This window comes from Pseudomonas sp. Pseusp9 (assembly GCF_059491265.1).
Map to the genome: position 1 here is coordinate 535157 of NZ_CP168500.1, position 18198 is coordinate 553354.

Here is an 18198-nt window from a genome sequence, read left to right on the forward strand (position 1 = left end):
ATTAAACCTGGCGGATTTTTATCAGTCGTAGACTCCATGGCGAGCCGCTTTCGGCTCACCGTTTCACATGCGCGTCGCAGTCGGGGCGCCCGGTCGTATCAGGAGCCCTGTGCAATGACGCGCACTCAAAAGACATTTGTCTGGACCCTTTCCACTTTCCTTACCTTGTTGGCGGTGCTGGTGCTGATCATCGTGTTCTTCGACTGGAACCGGATCAAAGCGCCGCTCAACGCCAAGGTTTCCGAAGAACTGCACCGCGTTTTTGCAATCTACGGCAATCTGTCGGTGGTCTGGCAGGTCGAACCCGATGAAAGCGGCTGGCGCGCCTGGGTGCCATGGCCCCACGTGGTGGCCGAGGACCTCAGCCTGGGCAACCCGGACTGGTCAAAGCAACCGCAGATGGTCACCCTCAAACGGGTAGAACTGCGTATTTCACCTTTGGCATTGCTGGCGCAGCGGGTGGTGATCCCGCGTATCGATCTCACCGAGCCGTATGCCCACCTGCAACGCCTGGCTGACGGGCGCGCCAACTGGACCTTCAAATTCGATCCGAAAGACCCGAACGCCGAGCCTTCCAGCTGGAGGGTGGATATTGGCGCGATCGGCTTCGACAAGGGCCACGTCATACTCGACGACCAGAGCCTGAAGACCCAACTCGACGTGCTGATCGATCCATTGGGCAAACCGGTTCCATTCAGCGATATCGTCGGCGAGAAAGCGGCGAAAGCCGCGCAGGAAAAGGGCTCGTCCCCTCAGGACTATGCCTTCGCCCTCAAGGTCAACGGCCAGTACCACGGCCAGAAACTCGAGGGCCAGGGCAAGATTGGCGGGCTGTTGGCGCTGCAGGACGCGGCACGGCCGTTTCCGCTACAGGCGCAGGTAAAGATCGCCGATTCCAGCGTAGAACTGGCCGGCACCCTGACCGATCCGATGAATCTCGGCGCCCTGGACCTACGCCTGAAACTGGCCGGCACCAGCCTGGGCAACCTCTACCCGCTGACCGGCGTAACCCTGCCGGACACGCCACCCTATGCCACCGACGGCCACCTGATTGCCAGGTTGCACGAGGCCGGTGGCGCGGTGTTCCGCTATGAAGAATTCAACGGAAAGATCGGCGAGAGCGACATCCACGGCAATCTGACTTACGTGGCGAGCCAGCCACGGCCAAAACTCAGCGGCTCGCTGCTGTCCAGTCAATTGCTGTTCGCCGACCTGGCGCCGCTGATTGGTGCCGACTCCAACGCCGAACAGAAGGCCCGTGGCGGTGACAGCAAACAGCCGGCGGACAAGGTTATGCCGGTCGAAGAGTTCAAGACCGATCGCTGGCGCGATATGGACGCCGATGTCGAGTTCACCGGCAAGCGCATCGTGCACAGCGAAAAACTGCCGTTCAACGACCTCTATACCCATCTGGTGCTCACCGATGGCGTGCTCAGTCTCGAGCCGCTGCGCTTCGGCGTGGCCGGGGGCAAGCTGGATGCGCAGATTCGCCTGAACGGCCATGCCGAGCCGTTGGAAGGCCAGGCAAAACTCACCGCACGGGGCTTCAAGCTCAAGCAGCTGTTCCCCGGCTTTGAGCCGATGAAAACCAGTTTTGGCGAACTCAACGGCGATGCCGATATCAGCGGGCGTGGCAACTCCGTGGCCAAGCTGCTGGGCAGCGCCAATGGCAACCTGAAAATGCTGATCAATGATGGCGCCATCAGTCGCGAACTCATGGAATTGGCGGGCCTGAACGTCGGCAACTACGTGGTGGGCAAGATCTTTGGCGACAAGGAAGTGAAGATCAACTGCGCAGCCGCCGACTTCGGTATCCAGTCCGGCCTGGCGAGTACCCGCCTGTTTGTGTTCGACACCGAGAACGCCATCGTCTACATCGACGGCACCGCTGACATGGCGACCGAGCAACTGGACCTGACCATCTCTCCGCAATCCAAGGGCTGGCGTCTGCTTTCATTGCGCTCGCCGCTGTATGTGCGCGGCAAGTTCGTCAAGCCCGATGCCGGGGTCAAGGCCGTGCCGTTGATGCTGCGCGGAGCCGGGATGGTGGCGCTGGGCGTGATCGCCGCACCGGCGGCCGGGTTGCTGGCGCTGGTGGCACCGAGTGGGGGGGAGCCGAATCAATGTGCGCCGTTGCTGGAGCAGATGAAGGCGGGCAAGGCGCCGAAAACCGTTAAAGGTAACTAACGGTGAAGTGAGAACGTTAATTTATCGTGGCGCTTACTTCAATGCAGGCCATTGTTTTACATGCTGCTTGATTGTTATGCCGTGAATGGGATGGGTGGTTTGGTGCTGGGGGCTAAGTTGATCGGTAATAAAGTGATATGCATGAGGTGTGGAAAAGTCAGGTTGACTTAAGTAGGTTTCAAGTGTCGGTCGACAGGCTGATGCGGGGAATTATACTCACACTAAATAAGGAAGTTTACATGAGCATGTTGATGCCAGATCTCGAAGAAAGCAGGGAGTTTTTCCGGAGTGTTCAATTTGCACCTAGAGTTCGTACTCAAAGACTTTCGCCATTTTCCACGCAGGAAAAGCAAGGGGTTTCAGAGCTCGATGTACTGTTGGCTAACGACGAGCCTACGGTGATCGGCTTTGGAGATAATCTTGAGGGAGATATAAAACAAGCGGCAGCGGACAGTATTCATTTTGCTGAGCGATATGCAGATTCGCAAATTGATAAAACAACCTCGCAGATCGTATGGTATGAGCATTACAGAACTGCCATGAAGCATTGTGGTTGGACCATGACAAATGCCAAGTATCAGGATCATGTAACTTCACAAGTCAACGTGACGATGGACTCCATTGTTCTGGAGATTATTGCGGCGGTTGCTGGTAAGAATGCGCCGGCAATGTTGAGCTTGATGGGGAATGTATTTGAAAAAATAAAAAACAACGAAGGCCTTGTTAGCTTGTTCGATAAAAACAGCAAGAGCAATGATGAGGCAGACTTCAGGATAATCCCTTGTTTACAATCGCCCAAAGGTACCGCAATAACAGCCATGCTGGCCGTTGATTGTAAATTCAAAACCCAGGAGGGTGGCGCCTGGTTCTGGAAATGGAAGTTATCTCAGCTGAAAATGAAAAAAATTGCTTCCATGGTGGAGCTTAATATGCGCATCCACGAACGTAACAGGGACAATATCTATGAAGCGCTTGATATCAGTTCTGATGAGTTCTTTAGTGGTGTAAAGCTGTAATTAGTAATGCTTCCTTGGTGGGTTGCGCATCCGCAGCCCATCATGGACTTTCCATTTGGAGGCGATAATGATCAGGGATCAGATCTTTCTGGTACAAGGTAGTCTATTGTCCTTCCCCATTGCTTATCTTGAGCAGGGGAGGTTGGATGTGCTGAATTCGATGTTGTATTGCAGGCTGTATGCAAACTCCAAAGCTGATAGGTTTTCCAGTCGTGGTGACTGGTCTTCACATCGCGACAAGGCCATGAACCAGGTTAAGTGGGACGGACTTTTTTTCAGGAATAAACGCTTCGAAGCAGACAGCACGGAATTGATTAGTGTGCAGGGTCTCGTCGACGAGCAGTTAGAGGTTCTTCTCGGTGGTGGCGCAACTGAGTGGCTCAAGCAACTGGTGGGTTGTTCTGGCCAGGATTTGCATGAGTCGGCATTGGGAGTGGTACTCCGGGAACAGGCCGTCATCACGCGGAAAAATGAGGATGATTGCGAGATTTCCACGATTGATTTGCAAGTGAATACTGTCCAGAACGGGGCAGTGCTTTCGTCCGTTTCGGTACATTTCAGTACTACTGAAAGCGTTGCTCTTGATTTTTTCACTCAATTATTCAAAGGTGGAAAAATCGTGGGCGAGGTGGCAGTTGAAGTGTCACAGAAAGCTCTGAATACCGTTCAATTCGAAAAAGATCGCATACGGCAAAGGATACTGAGTCAACTCCCCGCCAATAAAGATTCGTTGATTGTTGATTTTACTGCTGAAGGGGTATGTGCCTTGCGTTGAGAGTGGAAGACCCAATCCAGTGCCAGGCGTCGACAGGACGTGCCAGAGGCATGGAGAGCATTCGAATGTTGGAACAGCCTTGTCGAGTTGTTTCCAGCGACAAGGCCTTCAATAAAATGAAAAGTCTTTCAAGACGTCCGTCACTGGGCATTCGCGGCAGTTGGCGAAGGCTTCGGGGTTGGCAGTAACCCTGACAATGCCGATTCCTCGGCCAGCCACGCAAAAAACGCCCGAACCGGCGGGTGCCGTTCGCGCCCAGGTACACAAAGGGCACTGTATCCGGCTCCATTGACCTGGGCGTCACCTCGATAAGGTACGAGCACACCACTGGCCACACTCTGTGACACCAGAATATTGCTCGCCAGTACAAGACCCTGGCCGGCAATGGCCGCTTGCAAGGCGTAATGCTCTTCGTCGTACTCGCGTATTGCAGGCTGATTTTCCAGCCAGGTCTCACCGGTCCGTGCACACCAGGCCTGCCAACCATGGGCATAGAGCCTGGAGTTGTGCCAACGCACGCTGATCAGCGTCGGGGTACGACTCACTGCCAGGGCCACCTGTTCAGGGGAACCGTAGACGCCGAAGGACTCATCGAACAGGCACTGGCCGTACAGGTTGGGGTAGTCGTCGAGGCTGTAGCGCAGCACCAGATCGACACTGGCGTCCTGATGCAGATCGATGACTTCGCAATGGGTATCGAGGCGCACATTGATGTTCGGGTGCCGGACGTAGAAGCGTCCCAGCCGTGGCACCAGCCACAGCGCGGCAAAGGCCGCGGTGGTGGAGACCGTCAGGTTGGCACTGCTGCGTTGCGGGCGCAGGGTGTCGACACTTTGCGCCACTTCGAGGAAAGCCCCGTGCAAGCTCTGGAACAGCCGTTCGCCGCATTCGGTCAGGCGCACCTGGCGTGGCAGGCGCTCGAACAACGGCACGCCGAGCCAGGTCTCCAGGGAGCGGATCTGATGGGACACGGCCGTCGGGGTGACCGACAGTTCTTCGGCGGCCGCCTTGAAGCTCAACAGGCGTGAGGCGGATTCGAAGGCGCGCAGGGCGGTCAAGGGCAGCGAGGCGAACACTGAAAACTCCTCAGATGAAATGGATTCATCCTGACTGATTTTTGCTCATTTGAAGTGGCGCAGCTGAGAGCCGCAAGCTGCAAGCCTCAAGCCGTTTGAGTTTAGTCCTTGAGGAGATTCAGATGAGTAAAATTCTTGCCGTTCATGCCAGCCCCCGTGGTGATCGCTCTCACTCCCGCCGTTTGGCCGAAGTGTTTCTGACGGCCTGGCAGGCCCGTCATCCACACTCGCAGTTGACCCGGCGCGAGGTCGGTCGGGCGCTGATACCGCCGGTCAACGAGGCATTCGTGGCCGCTGCGTTTTACCCCGAACCCGACGCCCGGCCTCTGTCGATGCAGGCCGACCTGGCACTCAGTGACGTACTGGTCGGCGAACTGCTAAGCCACGATGTGTTGCTGATTTCCACGCCCATGCACAACTTCAGCGTGCCCAGTGGCCTCAAGGCCTGGATCGATCAGATCGTGCGCGTCGGCGTGACCTTCGATCACATCCTGGACAATGGCGTGGCCCAGTACCAACCGCTGGTGCAGGGTAAAAAAGCCCTGATCGTCACCAGCCGTGGCGGCTTCGGTTTTGGCCCGGGCGGCGAGCTGGAGGCCATGAACCATGCCGACACGCTACTGCGCACGGCGCTCGGATTCATCGGCATCACGGACGTCACCGTGGTGGCTGCCGAGGGCGAAGAGTCCGCCGAGCGCACCTTTGAAATCTCTGCTGCCGAGGCTGAGCGGCGCTTATTGGCGCTGGCCGGGGAGTTCTAAATGGCCTGGCTGTTTCTGCTGATCGCCGCCGGGTTCGAAGTCACCTTCGCCATGGGCATGAAATACGCCGAGGGCTTCACCCGGCTCTGGCCTTCGCTGATCACCGTGGTGGCCGCTGTGGGCGGGATCTACTTTCTGACCCTGGCCATGCGCGAATTGCCGGTGAGCATCGCCTACCCGATCTGGACCGCCATTGGTTCGCTGGGCACGGTGTTTCTCGGTTTCGCGCTGCTGGGTGAAAGCCTGAGCGTGATCAAACTGGTCTCGGTCGGGCTGATCGTGGCGGGCGTGGCGGGGTTGAAGTAGGGCGGATGACATAGACTTGTCGTCGAGTTGTCATCTTCGCTGGTGATGCTTGGTGGATGTCCCGACCCCGCCTTGCGTCACTCCCCGACCACAAGGATGTCCGCCCATGTCGCAAGGTTCTGCCCCGCGCTACCCGCTGGTGTTGGTACCCGGAATGCTCGGGTTCATCCGCCTGGTGTTTTATCCGTACTGGTACGGGATCGTCGAGGCATTGCGCCGTGGCGGTGCAGTGGTGTTCGCGGTGCAGGTCTCGCCGCTCAACTCGAACGAGGTGCGCGGTGAGCAATTGCTGGCGCGTATCGACGAAATCCTGCGGGAAACCGGCGCCGACAAGGTCAACCTGATAGGCCATAGCCAGGGCGCGCTGACCGCCCGTTATGCAGCGGCCAAGCGTCCGGACCAGATCGCTTCGGTGACCTCGGTGGCGGGGCCGAATCACGGTTCGGAACTCGCCGATTACCTGCACGAGCATTATCCCCATGACAGCATGCGTGGCCGACTGCTGTGCTTTTTGCTGCGGATGATCGGTGTGCTGATGGGGTGGCTGGATACCGGTTACCGCGGGCCGAAGCTGCCGGTGGATATCCATGCGTCCCACCACTCCCTCACCTGCGCTGGCGTCGCGCTGTTCAACCAGCGTTATCCACAAGGGCTGCCCGACATCTGGGGTGGTCACGGGCCGGAAGAGGTCAATGGCGTGCGTTATTACTCCTGGTCCGGCACCTTGCAACCGGGCATTACCGATCGCGGGCGCAACCTGCTGGACGGCACCAACCGCAGTTGCCGGCTATTCGCCAAAACCTTCCTCCGCGAAGCCGGGCATTGCGACGGCATGGTCGGACGCTATAGCTCGCACCTGGGGACGGTGATTGGCGATGAGTATCCGCTGGATCACTTCGATATCGTCAACCAGTCGCTGGGGCTGGTGGGCAAGGGGGCCGAGCCGATCCGCTTGTTTGTCGAGCATGCGGCGCGGCTGACGGCGGCAGGCGTCTAGACCGCCTTATCGTTCTTCGCGAGCAGGCTCGCTCCCACATTAGACTGCGTTCGCCCGGCTACACGGATCACTGTGGGAGCGAGCCTGCTCGCGAAGGCGCCGGATCAGGCAACGCAAGCCTTACGACCCAACACCGTCGTCCAACGCTCGGAAACAATCACCCCGCCCAAGGTCAACACCCCACCCACCAGGTGATACATCGCCAGTTGTTCATGCAGCACCACCGCCGCAATCAATGCAGTAATCAACGGCAGCAAGTTGAAAAACTGCGTGGTCCGGCTCGGCCCCAAACGTACCACGGCCTGCATCCACGCCAGCGGCGCGACCATCGAAGCGAGCAGGCAGGCGTACAGCACCAGCGGAATGTTCTGCAGGGTCGGGCCGGCTTTCGGTGAGGCGAGGAACAGCGGAAACAGCACTGCAACGGCCACCAGCACCTGCAAATACAGGAGCACCAGCGGCGGCAATTTCAGCTGCCATTTTTTCAACAGGGTGCTGTAGACCGCGTAGGCCAGGGTGGCGATCAGCATCATCGCGTCGCCCAGGTTGACCCCGTGCTCCAGCAATGCGCCAAGGCTGCCGGACGACACCACCACCAGCACACCGGTGAACGACAGCGCCGCACCGGCCAGGGCCCCCATGGTCAGGCGCTGGCCGAGGCTGATGATTGCCATGGCCAGCGACATCAGTGGCATCAGCGACAGGATGATGCCCATGTTGGTCGCCGAGGTCAGGCTCGCGGCGAAGTACGCCAGGCTTTGATAGACCGCCATGCCGAGAACGCCGAGGACAAGGATCTTGCCCAGGTTCGGGCGGATCCGCGGCCAATGGGCGAGCACGGGTTTAAGCATGAAGGGTGTGAACAGCAACCCGGCCAGCAGCCAGCGGTAGAAACCGATCTCGGCGGGGAAGATCGCCCCGGCCGACATTTTGGTGATTACGGTGTTGCCGGCCCAGATAAAAATGGCCAGCAGGGGATAAGCGTATTGCATGGGGAAAAACCAGAACGTTAATGAGGGGCAATTATCCGCTTGTCTGGATGCAAGCCTATACTTCGAAACAGACAACCCGCCCCTGATGACGGACAGCATGAGCAGTAAACACATCGACCTGCTGGATTTCAGCGAACTGCCGTCGGCAGTGTATTTCCGCTACGCCGATTTCGACGCCCACGAGTACGCCGCACCCCATCGACATCCCTGGGGGACGCTGGAGTATGCGGCCCATGGCGTGCTGCACATGGACGTCGAGGGCAGCCGTTTCATGTCGCCACCACAATACGCAGTGTGGGTACCGCCGCAGATCGAGCACAGTTTCCATAGCCGCCAACCAGTCAACTACCGCGCCGTGTGCCTGGCGCCCAAGGTGTGCGCCGATCTGCCGTCACGGGCCTGCACCCTGGCCATCAGCGACATCCTCAAGGCGATCCTCAAGGACTTCGCTGCCCGGGACGTGAAAATTCCCGAACAGGCCGCCGATCAGCGTCTGGCCCAGGTATTGGTGGACCAGTTGCAACAGGCTCCGGTGCACGAGTGCTATCTGCCCTACGCCAGCAGCCCCGGACTGCTGGGGATCCTGGAAGCGTTGCAGGCCGAGCCTGGGGATAACCGGCCGTTGTCGCAATGGGCCGCTCGCATCCATGTCAGCGAGCGCACGCTGGCACGCCAGTTCATGCGGGAACTGGGCATGAGTTTTGGTGAGTGGCGCCAGCGCCTGCGCTTTCTGGCGGCGATCGAAGCGCTGGATAGCCCGCAAAGCATTCAAGAAATCGCCTTCGACATGGGTTACAGCACCGGCTCGGCGTTTATCGCGATGTTCCAGCGCCAGGCCGGGTGCACGCCGGAGCAGTATCGACGCAGCCATCTGGAGAACAGGAAGGTGTAACTGGGGTTGTCTACACTCCAGTACGAGGCCGCCCCCCTCGGTGCGGCAACCAGGAGAAAACTCCATGAAGATGTTGCGTGTCCCTTTGTTGATGATCGGTTTGCTGCTCTGTTCCCAAGGCTTCGCCGCTACAGCCCAACAGGAAAAGATGACTACCTGCAACGCCGACGCCACGGCCAAAAGCCTCAAGGGCGACGAGCGCAAAGCCTACATGAGCACCTGCCTGAAGGCCGCGCCGGCGGCAAACGATGCCGGCAAAGCCCTGACGCCACAGCAAGAGAAAATGAAGACCTGCAATGCCGACGCCGCCACCAAGGCCCTCAAGGGTGATGAGCGCAAGGCGTTCATGAGTGATTGCCTGAAAAAGAAATGATCATTGGCCCGGGATAGCTGGCGGTAACGAGGACGCTTTCGCGAGCAGGCTCGCTCCCACATTCGATCGGTGTAGTTCGGTCCACTGTGAGAGCGAGCCTGCTCGCGAAGAGGGCAGCAAGTTCGCAGAAAAACTGAGTTGCCCCCCGACCAAGGTCGCCCCACACAATCCCTAGTGCTGACACCGGATCGCTGGCAGACTGCCAATCCTTTTCATGCCGTTCGTTTTTGAGGCTGTATGCCAACGTTTTCTCAGCGTCAAGTTTTGCTGGTCATCAGCTGGATCATCATCTTTGGCGGGTTGCTGCTGGTCCTGCCGCTGCGGTTGCTGCCCAGCCTGCTCGCCGGGTTGCTGGTGTTCGAGCTGGTCAACATGCTCACCCCGCAACTGCAACGACTGATTGAAGGCCGACGTGCGCGTTGGCTGGCGGTGGCGTTGCTGGGGACTCTGATTGTCAGCGTACTGTCGCTGATCTTTGCCGGGGCCATCAGTTTTCTGCTGCACGAAGCGGAAAACCCCGGTGCTTCCCTCGACAAGTTCATGGGTGTGGTCGACCGTGCACGCGGGCAACTGCCGCCGTTCATCGACGCCTATCTGCCGGCCAGTGCCGCCGAGTTTCGTGTGGCGATCGGCGAATGGGTCAGCAAGCACCTCAGCGATTTGCAACTGGTGGGCAAGGACGCGGCGCACATGTTCGTGACCTTGCTGATCGGCATGGTGCTGGGGGCGATCATTGCCTTGCAGCGTGTGCCGGACCTGACCAAACGCAAGCCGCTGGCTGCGGCGCTGTTCGATCGCCTGCACTTGCTGGTCCAGGCGTTTCGCAACATCGTGTTCGCCCAGATCAAGATTTCCCTGCTCAACACCTTCTTCACCGGGATTTTCCTGGCGGTGATCCTGCCGCTGTTCGGCATCAAGCTGCCGCTGACCAAAACCCTGATCGTGCTGACGTTCCTGCTCGGCCTGTTGCCGGTGATCGGCAACCTGATGTCGAACACGCTGATCACTATCGTCGGTCTATCGCTGTCGATCTGGGTCGCCGTGGCGGCGCTGGGCTATCTGATTTTTATCCACAAGCTCGAATACTTCCTCAACGCGCGCATCGTCGGCGGGCAGATCAGTGCCAAGTCGTGGGAGTTGCTGCTGGCGATGCTGGTGTTCGAGGCCGCGTTCGGCCTGCCGGGGGTGGTGGCGGGGCCGATCTACTACGCGTACCTGAAGAGTGAGTTGAAGCAGGTGGGGATGGTTTGATCTTTTAGATCTTTATTGCCTGGCCCGGCCTCATCGCGAGCAGGCTCGCTCCTACAGGGAAATGCATTCCAATGTGGGAGCGAGCCTGCTCGCGAAGGAGACACCTCGGTTTCGGATCAGTCCATCGAGCCGTAACGCTTGGCCGCTTCGATCGCCAGACCGCTACCGATACTGCCAAAGATGTTTCCTTCCACATGCCGCGCTTTCGGCAGCATCGCCGAAACGCTGTTGCGCAGCGCCGGGATACCACTCGAACCGCCGGTGAAGAACACCGTATCGACCTGGTCGACCCGCACGTCGGCGTTTGCCAGCAGTTGGGTGACGCTGTTGCGCACGCGCTCCAGCAGGCTGTCGATGGCCGACTCGAACAGTGCGCGGCTCAAGTCCACGCTCAGGCCCGCTTCGATGCGGTCCAGCGGCACATGGCGGTTGTCGGCGTGGGTCAGCTGGATCTTGGTTTCTTCCACTTCCATTGCAAGCCAGTGCCCGGCGCGCTGCTCGATCAGCTTGAACAGGCGATCGATGCCACCGGTGTCCTCGATGTCGTAGCGCATGCTGCCCAGGGCCAGCTGGGATTTCTGCGAATACACCGAGTTGATCGTGTGCCAGGTCGCCAGGTTCATGTGGTGGCTGGTGGGCATGTAGGCGCCGCTCTTCATCCGGCTGCCGTAGCCGAACAGGGGCATCAGGCCGGCCAGAGAAAGCTGCTTGTCGAAGTCGGTTCCGCCGATGTGCACGCCACCGGTGGCGAGGATGTCGTCCTGGCGGTTATCCACAGCGCGACGCTCCGGCGACAGACGTACCAGGGAGAAGTCGGACGTACCACCGCCGATGTCGACGATCAGCACCAGCTCTTCTTTCTCGATGGTCGACTCGTAGTCGAATGCCGCGGCAATCGGCTCGAACTGGAACGAGACTTCCTTGAAGCCGATCTTGCGCGCCACTTCGACCAGGGTGTCTTCGGCTTCCTTGTCGGCCATCGGGTCATCATCGACAAAAAACACCGGCCGACCCAGCACCACTTCTTCGAACTCGCGACCGGCGGCCGCTTCGGCACGGCTCTTGAGCTGGCCGATGAACAGCCCGAGCAGGTCCTTGAACGGCATCGCCGTGCCCAGGACGCTGGTGTCGTGCTTGATCAGCTTGGAACCCAGCAGGCTCTTGAGCGAGCGCATCAGACGGCCTTCGTAGCCTTCCAGGTACTCGTGCAGCGCCAGCCGGCCGTACACCGGGCGGCGTTCTTCGATATTGAAGAAGACCACTGACGGCAGGGTGATCTTGTCGTCCTCCAGCGCGATCAGCGTTTCCATGCCGGGGCGCAGCCAGCCGACGGTGGAGTTGGACGTGCCAAAGTCGATACCCACGGCACGGGCTGGAGATGCGTTGTTCATGTCTTTCAGGTTCCGGTTAAAAAACGGCCGCGCAGTGTATGTCAGAGCGCGCCAGATTCGAAGGCCGGTTATCTGCTAATTCTTCGCAAACAATGCCTTGAAAGATGGGGCATCCCCCCCAAACTACCCTGCATCAACCGGACAGCCACGGGAGTGCTCGCAAGAAGCCCCGTCTGCTGCCGATAAACTTCTGCTGCGCCACCCGGTCACAATCTTGAGATCGGTCAGACCAATGGCTGCAAACAAGCGCATGCTGTGGCCCGTGGCGCGATTTTGATAACGGATGGTGATTCCCGCGATGGACTTCAAAGACTATTACAAGATTCTCGGTGTGGAACCGACCGCAGACGATAAGGCGATCAAGGCCGCCTATCGCAAGCTGGCGCGCAAATACCACCCCGACGTCAGCAAGGAAAAGGATGCCGAGGCCAAGTTCAAGGACGCTTCGGAAGCCTATGAAGCACTGAAAAGCGCCGACAAACGCGCCGAATACGATGATTTGCGCCGCTACGGGCAGCATGGCCAGCCCTTCCAGGGGCCGCCGGGCTGGCAGAGCCGTGGCGGTTTCGGTGGTGGCGGCCAGGACACGGGCGATTTCTCGGACTTTTTCAGTTCGATTTTCGGCAACCGTGGGCCAGGTTTTGGTGGTGGACAGTCACGTCGCAGCACCGGACGTCGAGGGCAGGACGTGGAAATGGAGCTTGGGGTTTTTCTCGAAGAAACGCTGTCGACCGAGTCGAAGAAGGTCACCTTCCAGGTGCCGCAGTACAACGCGGCCGGCCAGCATGTGAGCAACACCAGCAAAAGCCTGAACGTGAAGATCCCCGCCGGTGTGAGCGATGGCGAGCGCATTCGCCTCAAGGGGCAGGGCGCGCCGGGTGTGGGTGGCGGGGCCAATGGCGACCTGTACCTGACGATCCGTTTTGCGCCGCATCCGAAATTCGATGTCGAAGGCGAGAACCTGATCATCACCTTGCCGCTGGCGCCGTGGGAGCTGGCGCTGGGCACCGAAGTCGCCGTGCCGACCCTGACCGGCAAGATCAACCTCAAGGTGCCGGCCGGCAGCCAGAACGGTCAGCGTATGCGTGCGAAGGGCCATGGCCTGATGAACAAGGCCGGTGAACGCGGTTTCCTGTTCGTGCAACTGAAAGCCGTGATGCCGAAGAAGTCCGACGATGACATCAAGGCCCTGTGGCAGGAGCTGGCGAAAAAAGCCGCGTTCGACCCGCGAGAGCATTTTTGACCCCTTGGAACCAAGGAGACACTGACAATGAGCAGTCCCCTGAACGTTCAACTGGACATGGCGGAATTCTGTGAGGCGACCGAGCTGTCGGACGTCTACGTGATCGAAATCGTCGAACACGGCATCCTCGAACCTCAGGGCGCTCAGCCCAAGGACTGGCGGTTCAACGACTACGAGTTGACCCTGGCCAAGCGCGCCGCCAAGTTGCGGCGCGACCTTGACCTGGAATGGGAAGGCGTCGCCCTGGCGCTGGACCTGCTCGAAGAAGTCCGGCAACTGCGGGCCGAGAACCGCATGCTCAAGCAGCGATTGGGGCGGTTGTTGGTCGAGTAGGTGTTCTGTTGTTTTTCCCTGGCCTGTCAGGCCGCTTGCTCCGGGCGGCGTTCCGACGAAGAACGATAACCCGGTCGTCCGGTATCAAACCTTCCTGGGCAATACCACGGTAAACAGTGTTCCGGCCGCCTCGCTGGAACTCACCTCGATGGTACCCTGATGGGCATTGACCACTTCCTTGACGATAAACAGGCCCAGCCCAAGGCTGGTAGAAGGCTGGCCCAGTTCTTCGTCGGCGCTGCGCACCAGCGGATCGAAGATCGTGCCAATGGTATCTTCGGGAATGGGGGGGCCGTAGTTGTGAACGGTCAGGCGAACTGTTTCCGGCTCGCCTGTCAGGGTCACGGTCACGTCGTGTTTGTTCGACCCATGTTGCAGCGCGTTGCCGATCAGGTTTTGCAGTAATTGCTGGAGTCGCCCGGCATCCCAGACGCCATGGGTATCGCCCACGGTCTCCAGGGACGGATCGCATGCAGGATTGCCGGCGCAAGCCTCGGCAATGGCTGCGTGTGCCGCATCGGCCAGGTCCATGGGTGCCGGTTCGATCGGCAGGCGCTTACCCAGGCGACTGCGCACCAGCTCCAGCAAGTCGCTGACCATCACCGCCATATGTCGGGTGCCGCGCTGGATGTGGGTCGCGCAGGCCAGGGCATCGCCCTCGAGCGTGGTTTTGCGCAGTAGCATTTCGACGGACATGCTCACTGCTTGCAGAGGTGCGCGCAAGTCATGACCGAGGATCGCCAGAAAGATGTCCCGCGAGCGGTTGACCTGCTCGGCATAGGCGGCGGTGGATTCGGCCAGGGCTTCGTCGATGGCTTCATTGAAACGGATCATGTCCTGGAAGTAGGACATGTCGGGGGATTCGAGACTGTCAACCCACAGGCGAATGACACAGGCGCGCAAGTGGCGGAACTCGCTGGTCATCTGCACCAGGTCGAAACCCACGGTATGGCGCAGTTCGCCATGGCTGGCGCCTGCCTGATCCAGGCTCGGGGACTTTTCCGGGCCTTCGCCTCGGGCCTTGGCAGCCTGCTCAAGCGGGCTCTGGGGTTTGGTCATGTCCCGGGCAGCGGCCAGCAGAATCGATTTCGCATGATCGCGCAGCGCAATGCAGTCCATGGATTCGGCGGCCGGAGTGATGGTTTTTGCGAACTGTTCCCACTCATCGACGATGCGATTGACGTTCTGCACGATGAAATCGGAAAGGCGCATGGCAATTACCTGAGCATGAGTCGAAGGCAGCGAATCGAATAGTAGCCCCTTTGGTGGAAAATACACGGTCGCTCATGAGCTGGTTTCATTATCCGTAAGCGGTAAGGAAACAGGCCCTGATCCCTCGTGTCCTGCAAGGCATCGAGGCCTGTTCCATGGTGTGGCGAAGGCTCAGAACAGGAAATACCGCTGGGCCATCGGCAGGGTTTGCGCCGGTTCGCACCACAGCAACACACCATCGGCCTTGACCTGATAGGTCTGCGGATCGACATCGATGTTCGGCAGGTAGTCGTTGTGGATCAGGTTGGTTTTCTGCACGTCGCGGCAACCTCTGACCACGGCGATTTTTTTCTTCAAACCCAGCGCCTCAGGCAAGCCTGCATCCTGTGCCGCCTGGCTGATGAAGGTCAGGCTGGTGGCATGCAGCGAACCGCCGAAGCTGGCGAACATCGGGCGGTAGTGCACCGGTTGCGGCGTCGGGATCGAGGCATTGGCGTCGCCCATCAGGCTGGCCGCGATGGCACCGCCCTTGAGAATCAGTGTCGGTTTCACACCAAAAAATGCAGGGCGCCAGAGCACCAGATCCGCCCATTTGCCCACTTCCACCGAACCTACTTCGTGGCTGATGCCGTGGGTGATCGCCGGGTTGATGGTGTACTTGGCGATGTAGCGTTTGGCGCGGAAGTTGTCATTGCCTTCACCATCGCCGGGCAGCGGCCCGCGTTGTTTTTTCATCTTGTCGGCGGTCTGCCAGGTGCGGGTGATGACTTCGCCGACCCGTCCCATGGCCTGGCTGTCCGAGCTGATCATCGAGAACGCACCGAGGTCGTGGAGGATGTCTTCGGCGGCAATCGTCTCGCGGCGGATGCGGCTTTCGGCGAAGGCCACGTCCTCGGCAATGCTCGGGTCGAGGTGATGGCAGACCATCAGCATGTCGAGGTGTTCGTCGATGGTGTTGCGGGTGAACGGCCGGGTCGGGTTGGTGGAACTCGGCAGCACGTTGGCGAGCCCGCAGGCCTTGATGATGTCTGGCGCGTGACCGCCACCGGCACCTTCGGTGTGATAGGTGTGAATGGTACGGCCCTTGAAGGCGGCAATGGTGGTCTCGACGAAACCGGATTCGTTGAGGGTGTCGGTGTGGATCGCCACCTGCACGTCGAACCGGTCGGCCACGCTCAGGCAGTTGTCGATACTCGCAGGCGTGGTGCCCCAGTCCTCATGCAATTTGAGGCCAATGGCACCGGCCTTGACCTGTTCGATCAACGGCTCTGGCAGGCTGGCGTTGCCCTTGCCGGTGAGGCCGATGTTCATCGGGAACGCATCGGCGGCCTGGAGCATGCGCGCCAGGTGCCACGGCCCGGAAGTGCAGGTGGTCGCATTGGTGCCGGTGGCCGGTCCGGTACCGCCACCGATCATGGTGGTGACGCCGCTCATCAAAGCCTCTTCGATCTGCTGCGGGCAGATGAAGTGGATGTGGGTGTCGATGCCGCCAGCGGTGAGGATCATGCCTTCGCCAGCGATGACTTCGGTGCTGGCGCCTATGGCGATGTTGACGTTGGGCTGGATGTCCGGGTTCCCGGCCTTGCCGATCGCCGCGATGCGCCCGTCCTTGAGACCGACGTCTGCCTTGACGATGCCCCAGTGATCGATGATCAGCGCATTGGTGATCAGGGTGTCGACCACCTCGGCGGCCAGCAACTGGCTTTGACCCTGGCCGTCACGGATGACTTTACCGCCACCGAATTTCACTTCTTCGCCGTAGGTGGTGAAGTCCTTTTCCACTTCGACCCACAACCCGGTATCGGCCAGGCGCACCTTGTCGCCAACGGTGGGACCGAACATGTCGGCATAGGCTTGACGGGAAATCTTCATGTGTTCGCCTTGAGATTCAATTGAATTTGAAATCGTTCGCTGCGCTCACTATCGCGAGCAGGCTCGCTCCTACAGTTGATCGCGGTCTCATGTAGGAGCGAGCCTGCTCGCGAAGGGGCCTGAGCGGACACCGAGCTATTTACAGGTCACCCATGACCCGCCCGGCAAACCCGAACACCCGGCGATGCCCGGCCAGATCCACCAGCTCGACCTCGCGGCTCTGCCCCGGTTCGAAACGTACCGCCGTGCCGGCCGGGATGTTCAGGCGCATGCCGCGGCTGGCGGCACGGTCGAAAGCCAGGGCGTCGTTGGCTTCGAAAAAATGGTAATGCGAGCCGACCTGGATCGGCCGGTCGCCGCTGTTGGCCACCGTCAAGCTGAGGGTGCGCCGGCCAACATTGAGCTCGATCTCGCCGGGCTGGATCTGGTATTCACCGGGAATCATCAGTGGGCTCCCTGGAGAATCTTGTAGTAGAGGGCGGTCGGCTTGTAGCGGCCGCTCGGGTCGCAGGCGTAATCGGGAATCTCACCGGCGCGGGTATAGCCCAGCGACTGGTAGAAGGCTTCGGCGGGCGAACCGGCCTCGGTGTCGAGATAAAGCATGCCGCGCTTGTGCTGCAGGGCGGCCGCCTCCAGAGCGTTCATCAATTGCTGGCCCAGTCCGCGGCGCCGCGCATGTTCGCGCACCAGTAACTTCTGCACTTCGGCACGGTTCAGCCCGTTGGCTTTCTGGCACAGGCTCAGTTGTACACTGGCCTGCACCTGCTCGTCCTTGACCACCACCCACAGCAACACACTGCCCTTGTTCAGATTGTCCTGGACCTCATCGAAATAGTCGTGGGCCTGGGTCGCGTCGAGGTCAGCCATGAAGCCGACACTGGCGCCATAGCCGACGGCATCGAGCAGCAGGTCGATCAGCCCCTGGCGATAATGCGCAAAACTTTCAACGTTGACGCGTCGCAGTTGGGCGGCGTTCATCGGGCATTACTCCTGGTCGATGCCTGGCGGCTGCGCGCCGGGGGTGAGGGTCAACTGCATGAACGTCAGGTCCAGCCAGCGACCGAACTTGGTGCCGACCTGAGGCATTTGCCCGGTGGTGATAAAGCCGATGCGCTCATGCAAGCGAATGGAGGCCGCGTTGCCGCTTTCGATGGCCGCGACCATCACGTGCTTGCCGCAGCCTTTGGCACGTTCGATCAGCGCTTGCACCAGTTGCGGGCCGAGGCCGTTACCGCGCTGGTCGCTGCGCACGTAGACCGAGTGCTCGACGGTGTGGCGGAAACCGTCGAATGGCCGCCAGTCGCCGAACGAGGCGTACCCGAGCACGGTGTTGTCGGCATCGACGATCACCAGAACCGGATAAGCCTGGGATTGCCGGGTGCTGAACCAGGCCTGGCGGTTGCCGAGGTCGACTGCCTGCTCGTTCCAGATTGCCGTGGTGTTGAGCACCGCGTCGTTGTAGATGTCGCGGATCGCCGGCAGATCGGCATGCACGGCATCGCGGATGTGGTAAGTCATGGC

At 59.8% G+C, this 18198-nt stretch carries 19 protein-coding genes; 11 read left to right on the forward strand and 8 right to left on the reverse strand.

Going from position 1 to position 18198, the window contains the following annotated elements; all coding sequences use genetic code 11:
- Positions 1-114 precede the first annotated feature (114 nt).
- From ACEN8E_RS02290 to ACEN8E_RS02300, 3 genes are all read left to right on the forward strand, one after another.
- A complete protein-coding gene (locus ACEN8E_RS02290; protein WP_495591270.1) occupies positions 115-2187 on the forward strand; it encodes an AsmA family protein in 2073 nt (690 codons plus the stop codon).
- Between the two features lie 239 nt (positions 2188-2426).
- Positions 2427-3203 (forward strand): hypothetical protein, encoded by a 777-nt coding sequence (locus ACEN8E_RS02295; RefSeq protein WP_495591271.1) that lies wholly within the window; start codon positions 2427-2429, stop codon positions 3201-3203.
- A gap of 67 nt (positions 3204-3270) precedes the next feature.
- A complete protein-coding gene (locus ACEN8E_RS02300; RefSeq protein WP_495591272.1) occupies positions 3271-3978 on the forward strand; it encodes a hypothetical protein in 708 nt (235 codons plus the stop codon).
- 140 nt (positions 3979-4118) lie between these two features.
- Here ACEN8E_RS02300 and ACEN8E_RS02305 read toward each other — a convergent pair whose 3' ends face one another.
- Positions 4119-5075 (reverse strand): LysR substrate-binding domain-containing protein, encoded by a 957-nt coding sequence (locus tag ACEN8E_RS02305; protein WP_495593264.1) that lies wholly within the window; start codon positions 5073-5075, stop codon positions 4119-4121.
- A gap of 101 nt (positions 5076-5176) precedes the next feature.
- Here ACEN8E_RS02305 and ACEN8E_RS02310 point away from each other — a divergent pair, with 101 nt between their 5' ends.
- The 3 genes from ACEN8E_RS02310 to ACEN8E_RS02320 all read left to right on the forward strand — a co-directional run bounded on the left by ACEN8E_RS02310 (position 5177) and on the right by ACEN8E_RS02320 (position 7118).
- The gene (locus ACEN8E_RS02310) at positions 5177-5815 is read left to right on the forward strand and encodes an FMN-dependent NADH-azoreductase (RefSeq protein ID WP_495591273.1); all 639 of its coding nucleotides are present in this window, start codon (positions 5177-5179) and stop codon (positions 5813-5815) included.
- Positions 5816-6121 carry a DMT family transporter gene (locus ACEN8E_RS02315; RefSeq protein WP_008001039.1) on the forward strand — a complete coding sequence of 102 codons (306 nt, stop codon included), beginning with the start codon at positions 5816-5818 and terminating at the stop codon, positions 6119-6121. It begins immediately after the preceding gene.
- Positions 6122-6227: 106 nt separating this feature from the next.
- Positions 6228-7118, forward strand: coding sequence for an esterase/lipase family protein (locus ACEN8E_RS02320; RefSeq protein ID WP_495591274.1), 891 nt, complete (start codon positions 6228-6230; stop codon positions 7116-7118).
- 104 nt (positions 7119-7222) lie between these two features.
- On the opposite strand, the gene ACEN8E_RS02325 is transcribed toward ACEN8E_RS02320, so the two are convergent.
- Complete coding sequence (locus ACEN8E_RS02325; protein WP_495591275.1) at positions 7223-8110, reverse strand: DMT family transporter; 888 nt, start codon at positions 8108-8110, stop codon at positions 7223-7225.
- A gap of 97 nt (positions 8111-8207) precedes the next feature.
- Between ACEN8E_RS02325 and ACEN8E_RS02330 the strand changes: the two genes are divergently transcribed.
- The 3 genes from ACEN8E_RS02330 to ACEN8E_RS02340 all read left to right on the forward strand — a co-directional run bounded on the left by ACEN8E_RS02330 (position 8208) and on the right by ACEN8E_RS02340 (position 10626).
- Positions 8208-9002 (forward strand): AraC family transcriptional regulator, encoded by a 795-nt coding sequence (locus ACEN8E_RS02330; RefSeq protein ID WP_495591276.1) that lies wholly within the window; start codon positions 8208-8210, stop codon positions 9000-9002.
- Positions 9003-9066: 64 nt separating this feature from the next.
- On the forward strand, positions 9067-9375 hold the full coding sequence (locus ACEN8E_RS02335) for a PsiF family protein (protein WP_495591277.1): 309 nt from the start codon (positions 9067-9069) through the stop codon (positions 9373-9375).
- 237 nt (positions 9376-9612) lie between these two features.
- On the forward strand, positions 9613-10626 hold the full coding sequence (locus ACEN8E_RS02340) for an AI-2E family transporter (protein WP_495591278.1): 1014 nt from the start codon (positions 9613-9615) through the stop codon (positions 10624-10626).
- A gap of 116 nt (positions 10627-10742) precedes the next feature.
- On the opposite strand, the gene ACEN8E_RS02345 is transcribed toward ACEN8E_RS02340, so the two are convergent.
- A complete protein-coding gene (locus ACEN8E_RS02345) occupies positions 10743-12017 on the reverse strand; it encodes an Hsp70 family protein (protein ID WP_495591279.1) in 1275 nt (424 codons plus the stop codon).
- Between the two features lie 298 nt (positions 12018-12315).
- On the opposite strand from ACEN8E_RS02345, the gene ACEN8E_RS02350 reads away from it, so the two are divergent.
- The gene (locus ACEN8E_RS02350) at positions 12316-13260 is read left to right on the forward strand and encodes a DnaJ C-terminal domain-containing protein (RefSeq protein WP_495591280.1); all 945 of its coding nucleotides are present in this window, start codon (positions 12316-12318) and stop codon (positions 13258-13260) included.
- 27 nt (positions 13261-13287) lie between these two features.
- Entirely contained in the window at positions 13288-13593 is a 306-nt protein-coding gene (locus tag ACEN8E_RS02355; protein WP_322615640.1) for a chaperone modulator CbpM, read from the forward strand.
- Between the two features lie 84 nt (positions 13594-13677).
- Here ACEN8E_RS02355 and ACEN8E_RS02360 read toward each other — a convergent pair whose 3' ends face one another.
- The 5 genes from ACEN8E_RS02360 to ACEN8E_RS02380 all read right to left on the reverse strand — a co-directional run bounded on the left by ACEN8E_RS02360 (position 13678) and on the right by ACEN8E_RS02380 (position 18195).
- Positions 13678-14805, reverse strand: coding sequence for a sensor histidine kinase (locus ACEN8E_RS02360; protein ID WP_495591281.1), 1128 nt, complete (start codon positions 14803-14805; stop codon positions 13678-13680).
- A 171-nt stretch (positions 14806-14976) separates the two neighbouring features.
- The gene (gene ureC, locus ACEN8E_RS02365) at positions 14977-16677 is read right to left on the reverse strand and encodes an urease subunit alpha (protein ID WP_495591282.1); all 1701 of its coding nucleotides are present in this window, start codon (positions 16675-16677) and stop codon (positions 14977-14979) included.
- 139 nt (positions 16678-16816) lie between these two features.
- Positions 16817-17122, reverse strand: coding sequence for an urease subunit beta (locus tag ACEN8E_RS02370; protein WP_429366287.1), 306 nt, complete (start codon positions 17120-17122; stop codon positions 16817-16819).
- Positions 17122-17655: a GNAT family N-acetyltransferase gene (locus tag ACEN8E_RS02375; RefSeq protein ID WP_495591283.1), complete on the reverse strand. Its 534-nt coding sequence runs from the start codon at positions 17653-17655 to the stop codon at positions 17122-17124. The genes ACEN8E_RS02370 and ACEN8E_RS02375 overlap by 1 nt, the downstream gene beginning before the upstream one ends.
- A 6-nt stretch (positions 17656-17661) precedes the next feature.
- Complete coding sequence (locus ACEN8E_RS02380) at positions 17662-18195, reverse strand: GNAT family N-acetyltransferase (protein ID WP_495591284.1); 534 nt, start codon at positions 18193-18195, stop codon at positions 17662-17664.
- Positions 18196-18198: the final 3 nt, after the last annotated feature.

Coding starts and splice junctions, on each gene's coding strand:
- ACEN8E_RS02325 (WP_495591275.1), bottom strand. CDS start 8,110: ATGCAATACGCTTATCCCCTGCTGGCCATTTTTATCTGGGCCGGCAAC.
- ACEN8E_RS02340 (WP_495591278.1), top strand. CDS start 9,613: ATGCCAACGTTTTCTCAGCGTCAAGTTTTGCTGGTCATCAGCTGGATC.
- ACEN8E_RS02375 (WP_495591283.1), bottom strand. CDS start 17,655: ATGAACGCCGCCCAACTGCGACGCGTCAACGTTGAAAGTTTTGCGCAT.
- ACEN8E_RS02330 (WP_495591276.1), top strand. CDS start 8,208: ATGAGCAGTAAACACATCGACCTGCTGGATTTCAGCGAACTGCCGTCG.
- ACEN8E_RS02315 (WP_008001039.1), top strand. CDS start 5,816: ATGGCCTGGCTGTTTCTGCTGATCGCCGCCGGGTTCGAAGTCACCTTC.
- ACEN8E_RS02290 (WP_495591270.1), top strand. CDS start 115: ATGACGCGCACTCAAAAGACATTTGTCTGGACCCTTTCCACTTTCCTT.
- ACEN8E_RS02355 (WP_322615640.1), top strand. CDS start 13,288: ATGAGCAGTCCCCTGAACGTTCAACTGGACATGGCGGAATTCTGTGAG.
- ureC (WP_495591282.1), bottom strand. CDS start 16,677: ATGAAGATTTCCCGTCAAGCCTATGCCGACATGTTCGGTCCCACCGTT.
- ACEN8E_RS02345 (WP_495591279.1), bottom strand. CDS start 12,017: ATGAACAACGCATCTCCAGCCCGTGCCGTGGGTATCGACTTTGGCACG.
- ACEN8E_RS02310 (WP_495591273.1), top strand. CDS start 5,177: ATGAGTAAAATTCTTGCCGTTCATGCCAGCCCCCGTGGTGATCGCTCT.
- ACEN8E_RS02360 (WP_495591281.1), bottom strand. CDS start 14,805: ATGCGCCTTTCCGATTTCATCGTGCAGAACGTCAATCGCATCGTCGAT.
- ACEN8E_RS02370 (WP_429366287.1), bottom strand. CDS start 17,122: ATGATTCCCGGTGAATACCAGATCCAGCCCGGCGAGATCGAGCTCAAT.
- ACEN8E_RS02320 (WP_495591274.1), top strand. CDS start 6,228: ATGTCGCAAGGTTCTGCCCCGCGCTACCCGCTGGTGTTGGTACCCGGA.
- ACEN8E_RS02350 (WP_495591280.1), top strand. CDS start 12,316: ATGGACTTCAAAGACTATTACAAGATTCTCGGTGTGGAACCGACCGCA.
- ACEN8E_RS02295 (WP_495591271.1), top strand. CDS start 2,427: ATGAGCATGTTGATGCCAGATCTCGAAGAAAGCAGGGAGTTTTTCCGG.
- ACEN8E_RS02335 (WP_495591277.1), top strand. CDS start 9,067: ATGAAGATGTTGCGTGTCCCTTTGTTGATGATCGGTTTGCTGCTCTGT.
- ACEN8E_RS02300 (WP_495591272.1), top strand. CDS start 3,271: ATGATCAGGGATCAGATCTTTCTGGTACAAGGTAGTCTATTGTCCTTC.
- ACEN8E_RS02380 (WP_495591284.1), bottom strand. CDS start 18,195: ATGACTTACCACATCCGCGATGCCGTGCATGCCGATCTGCCGGCGATC.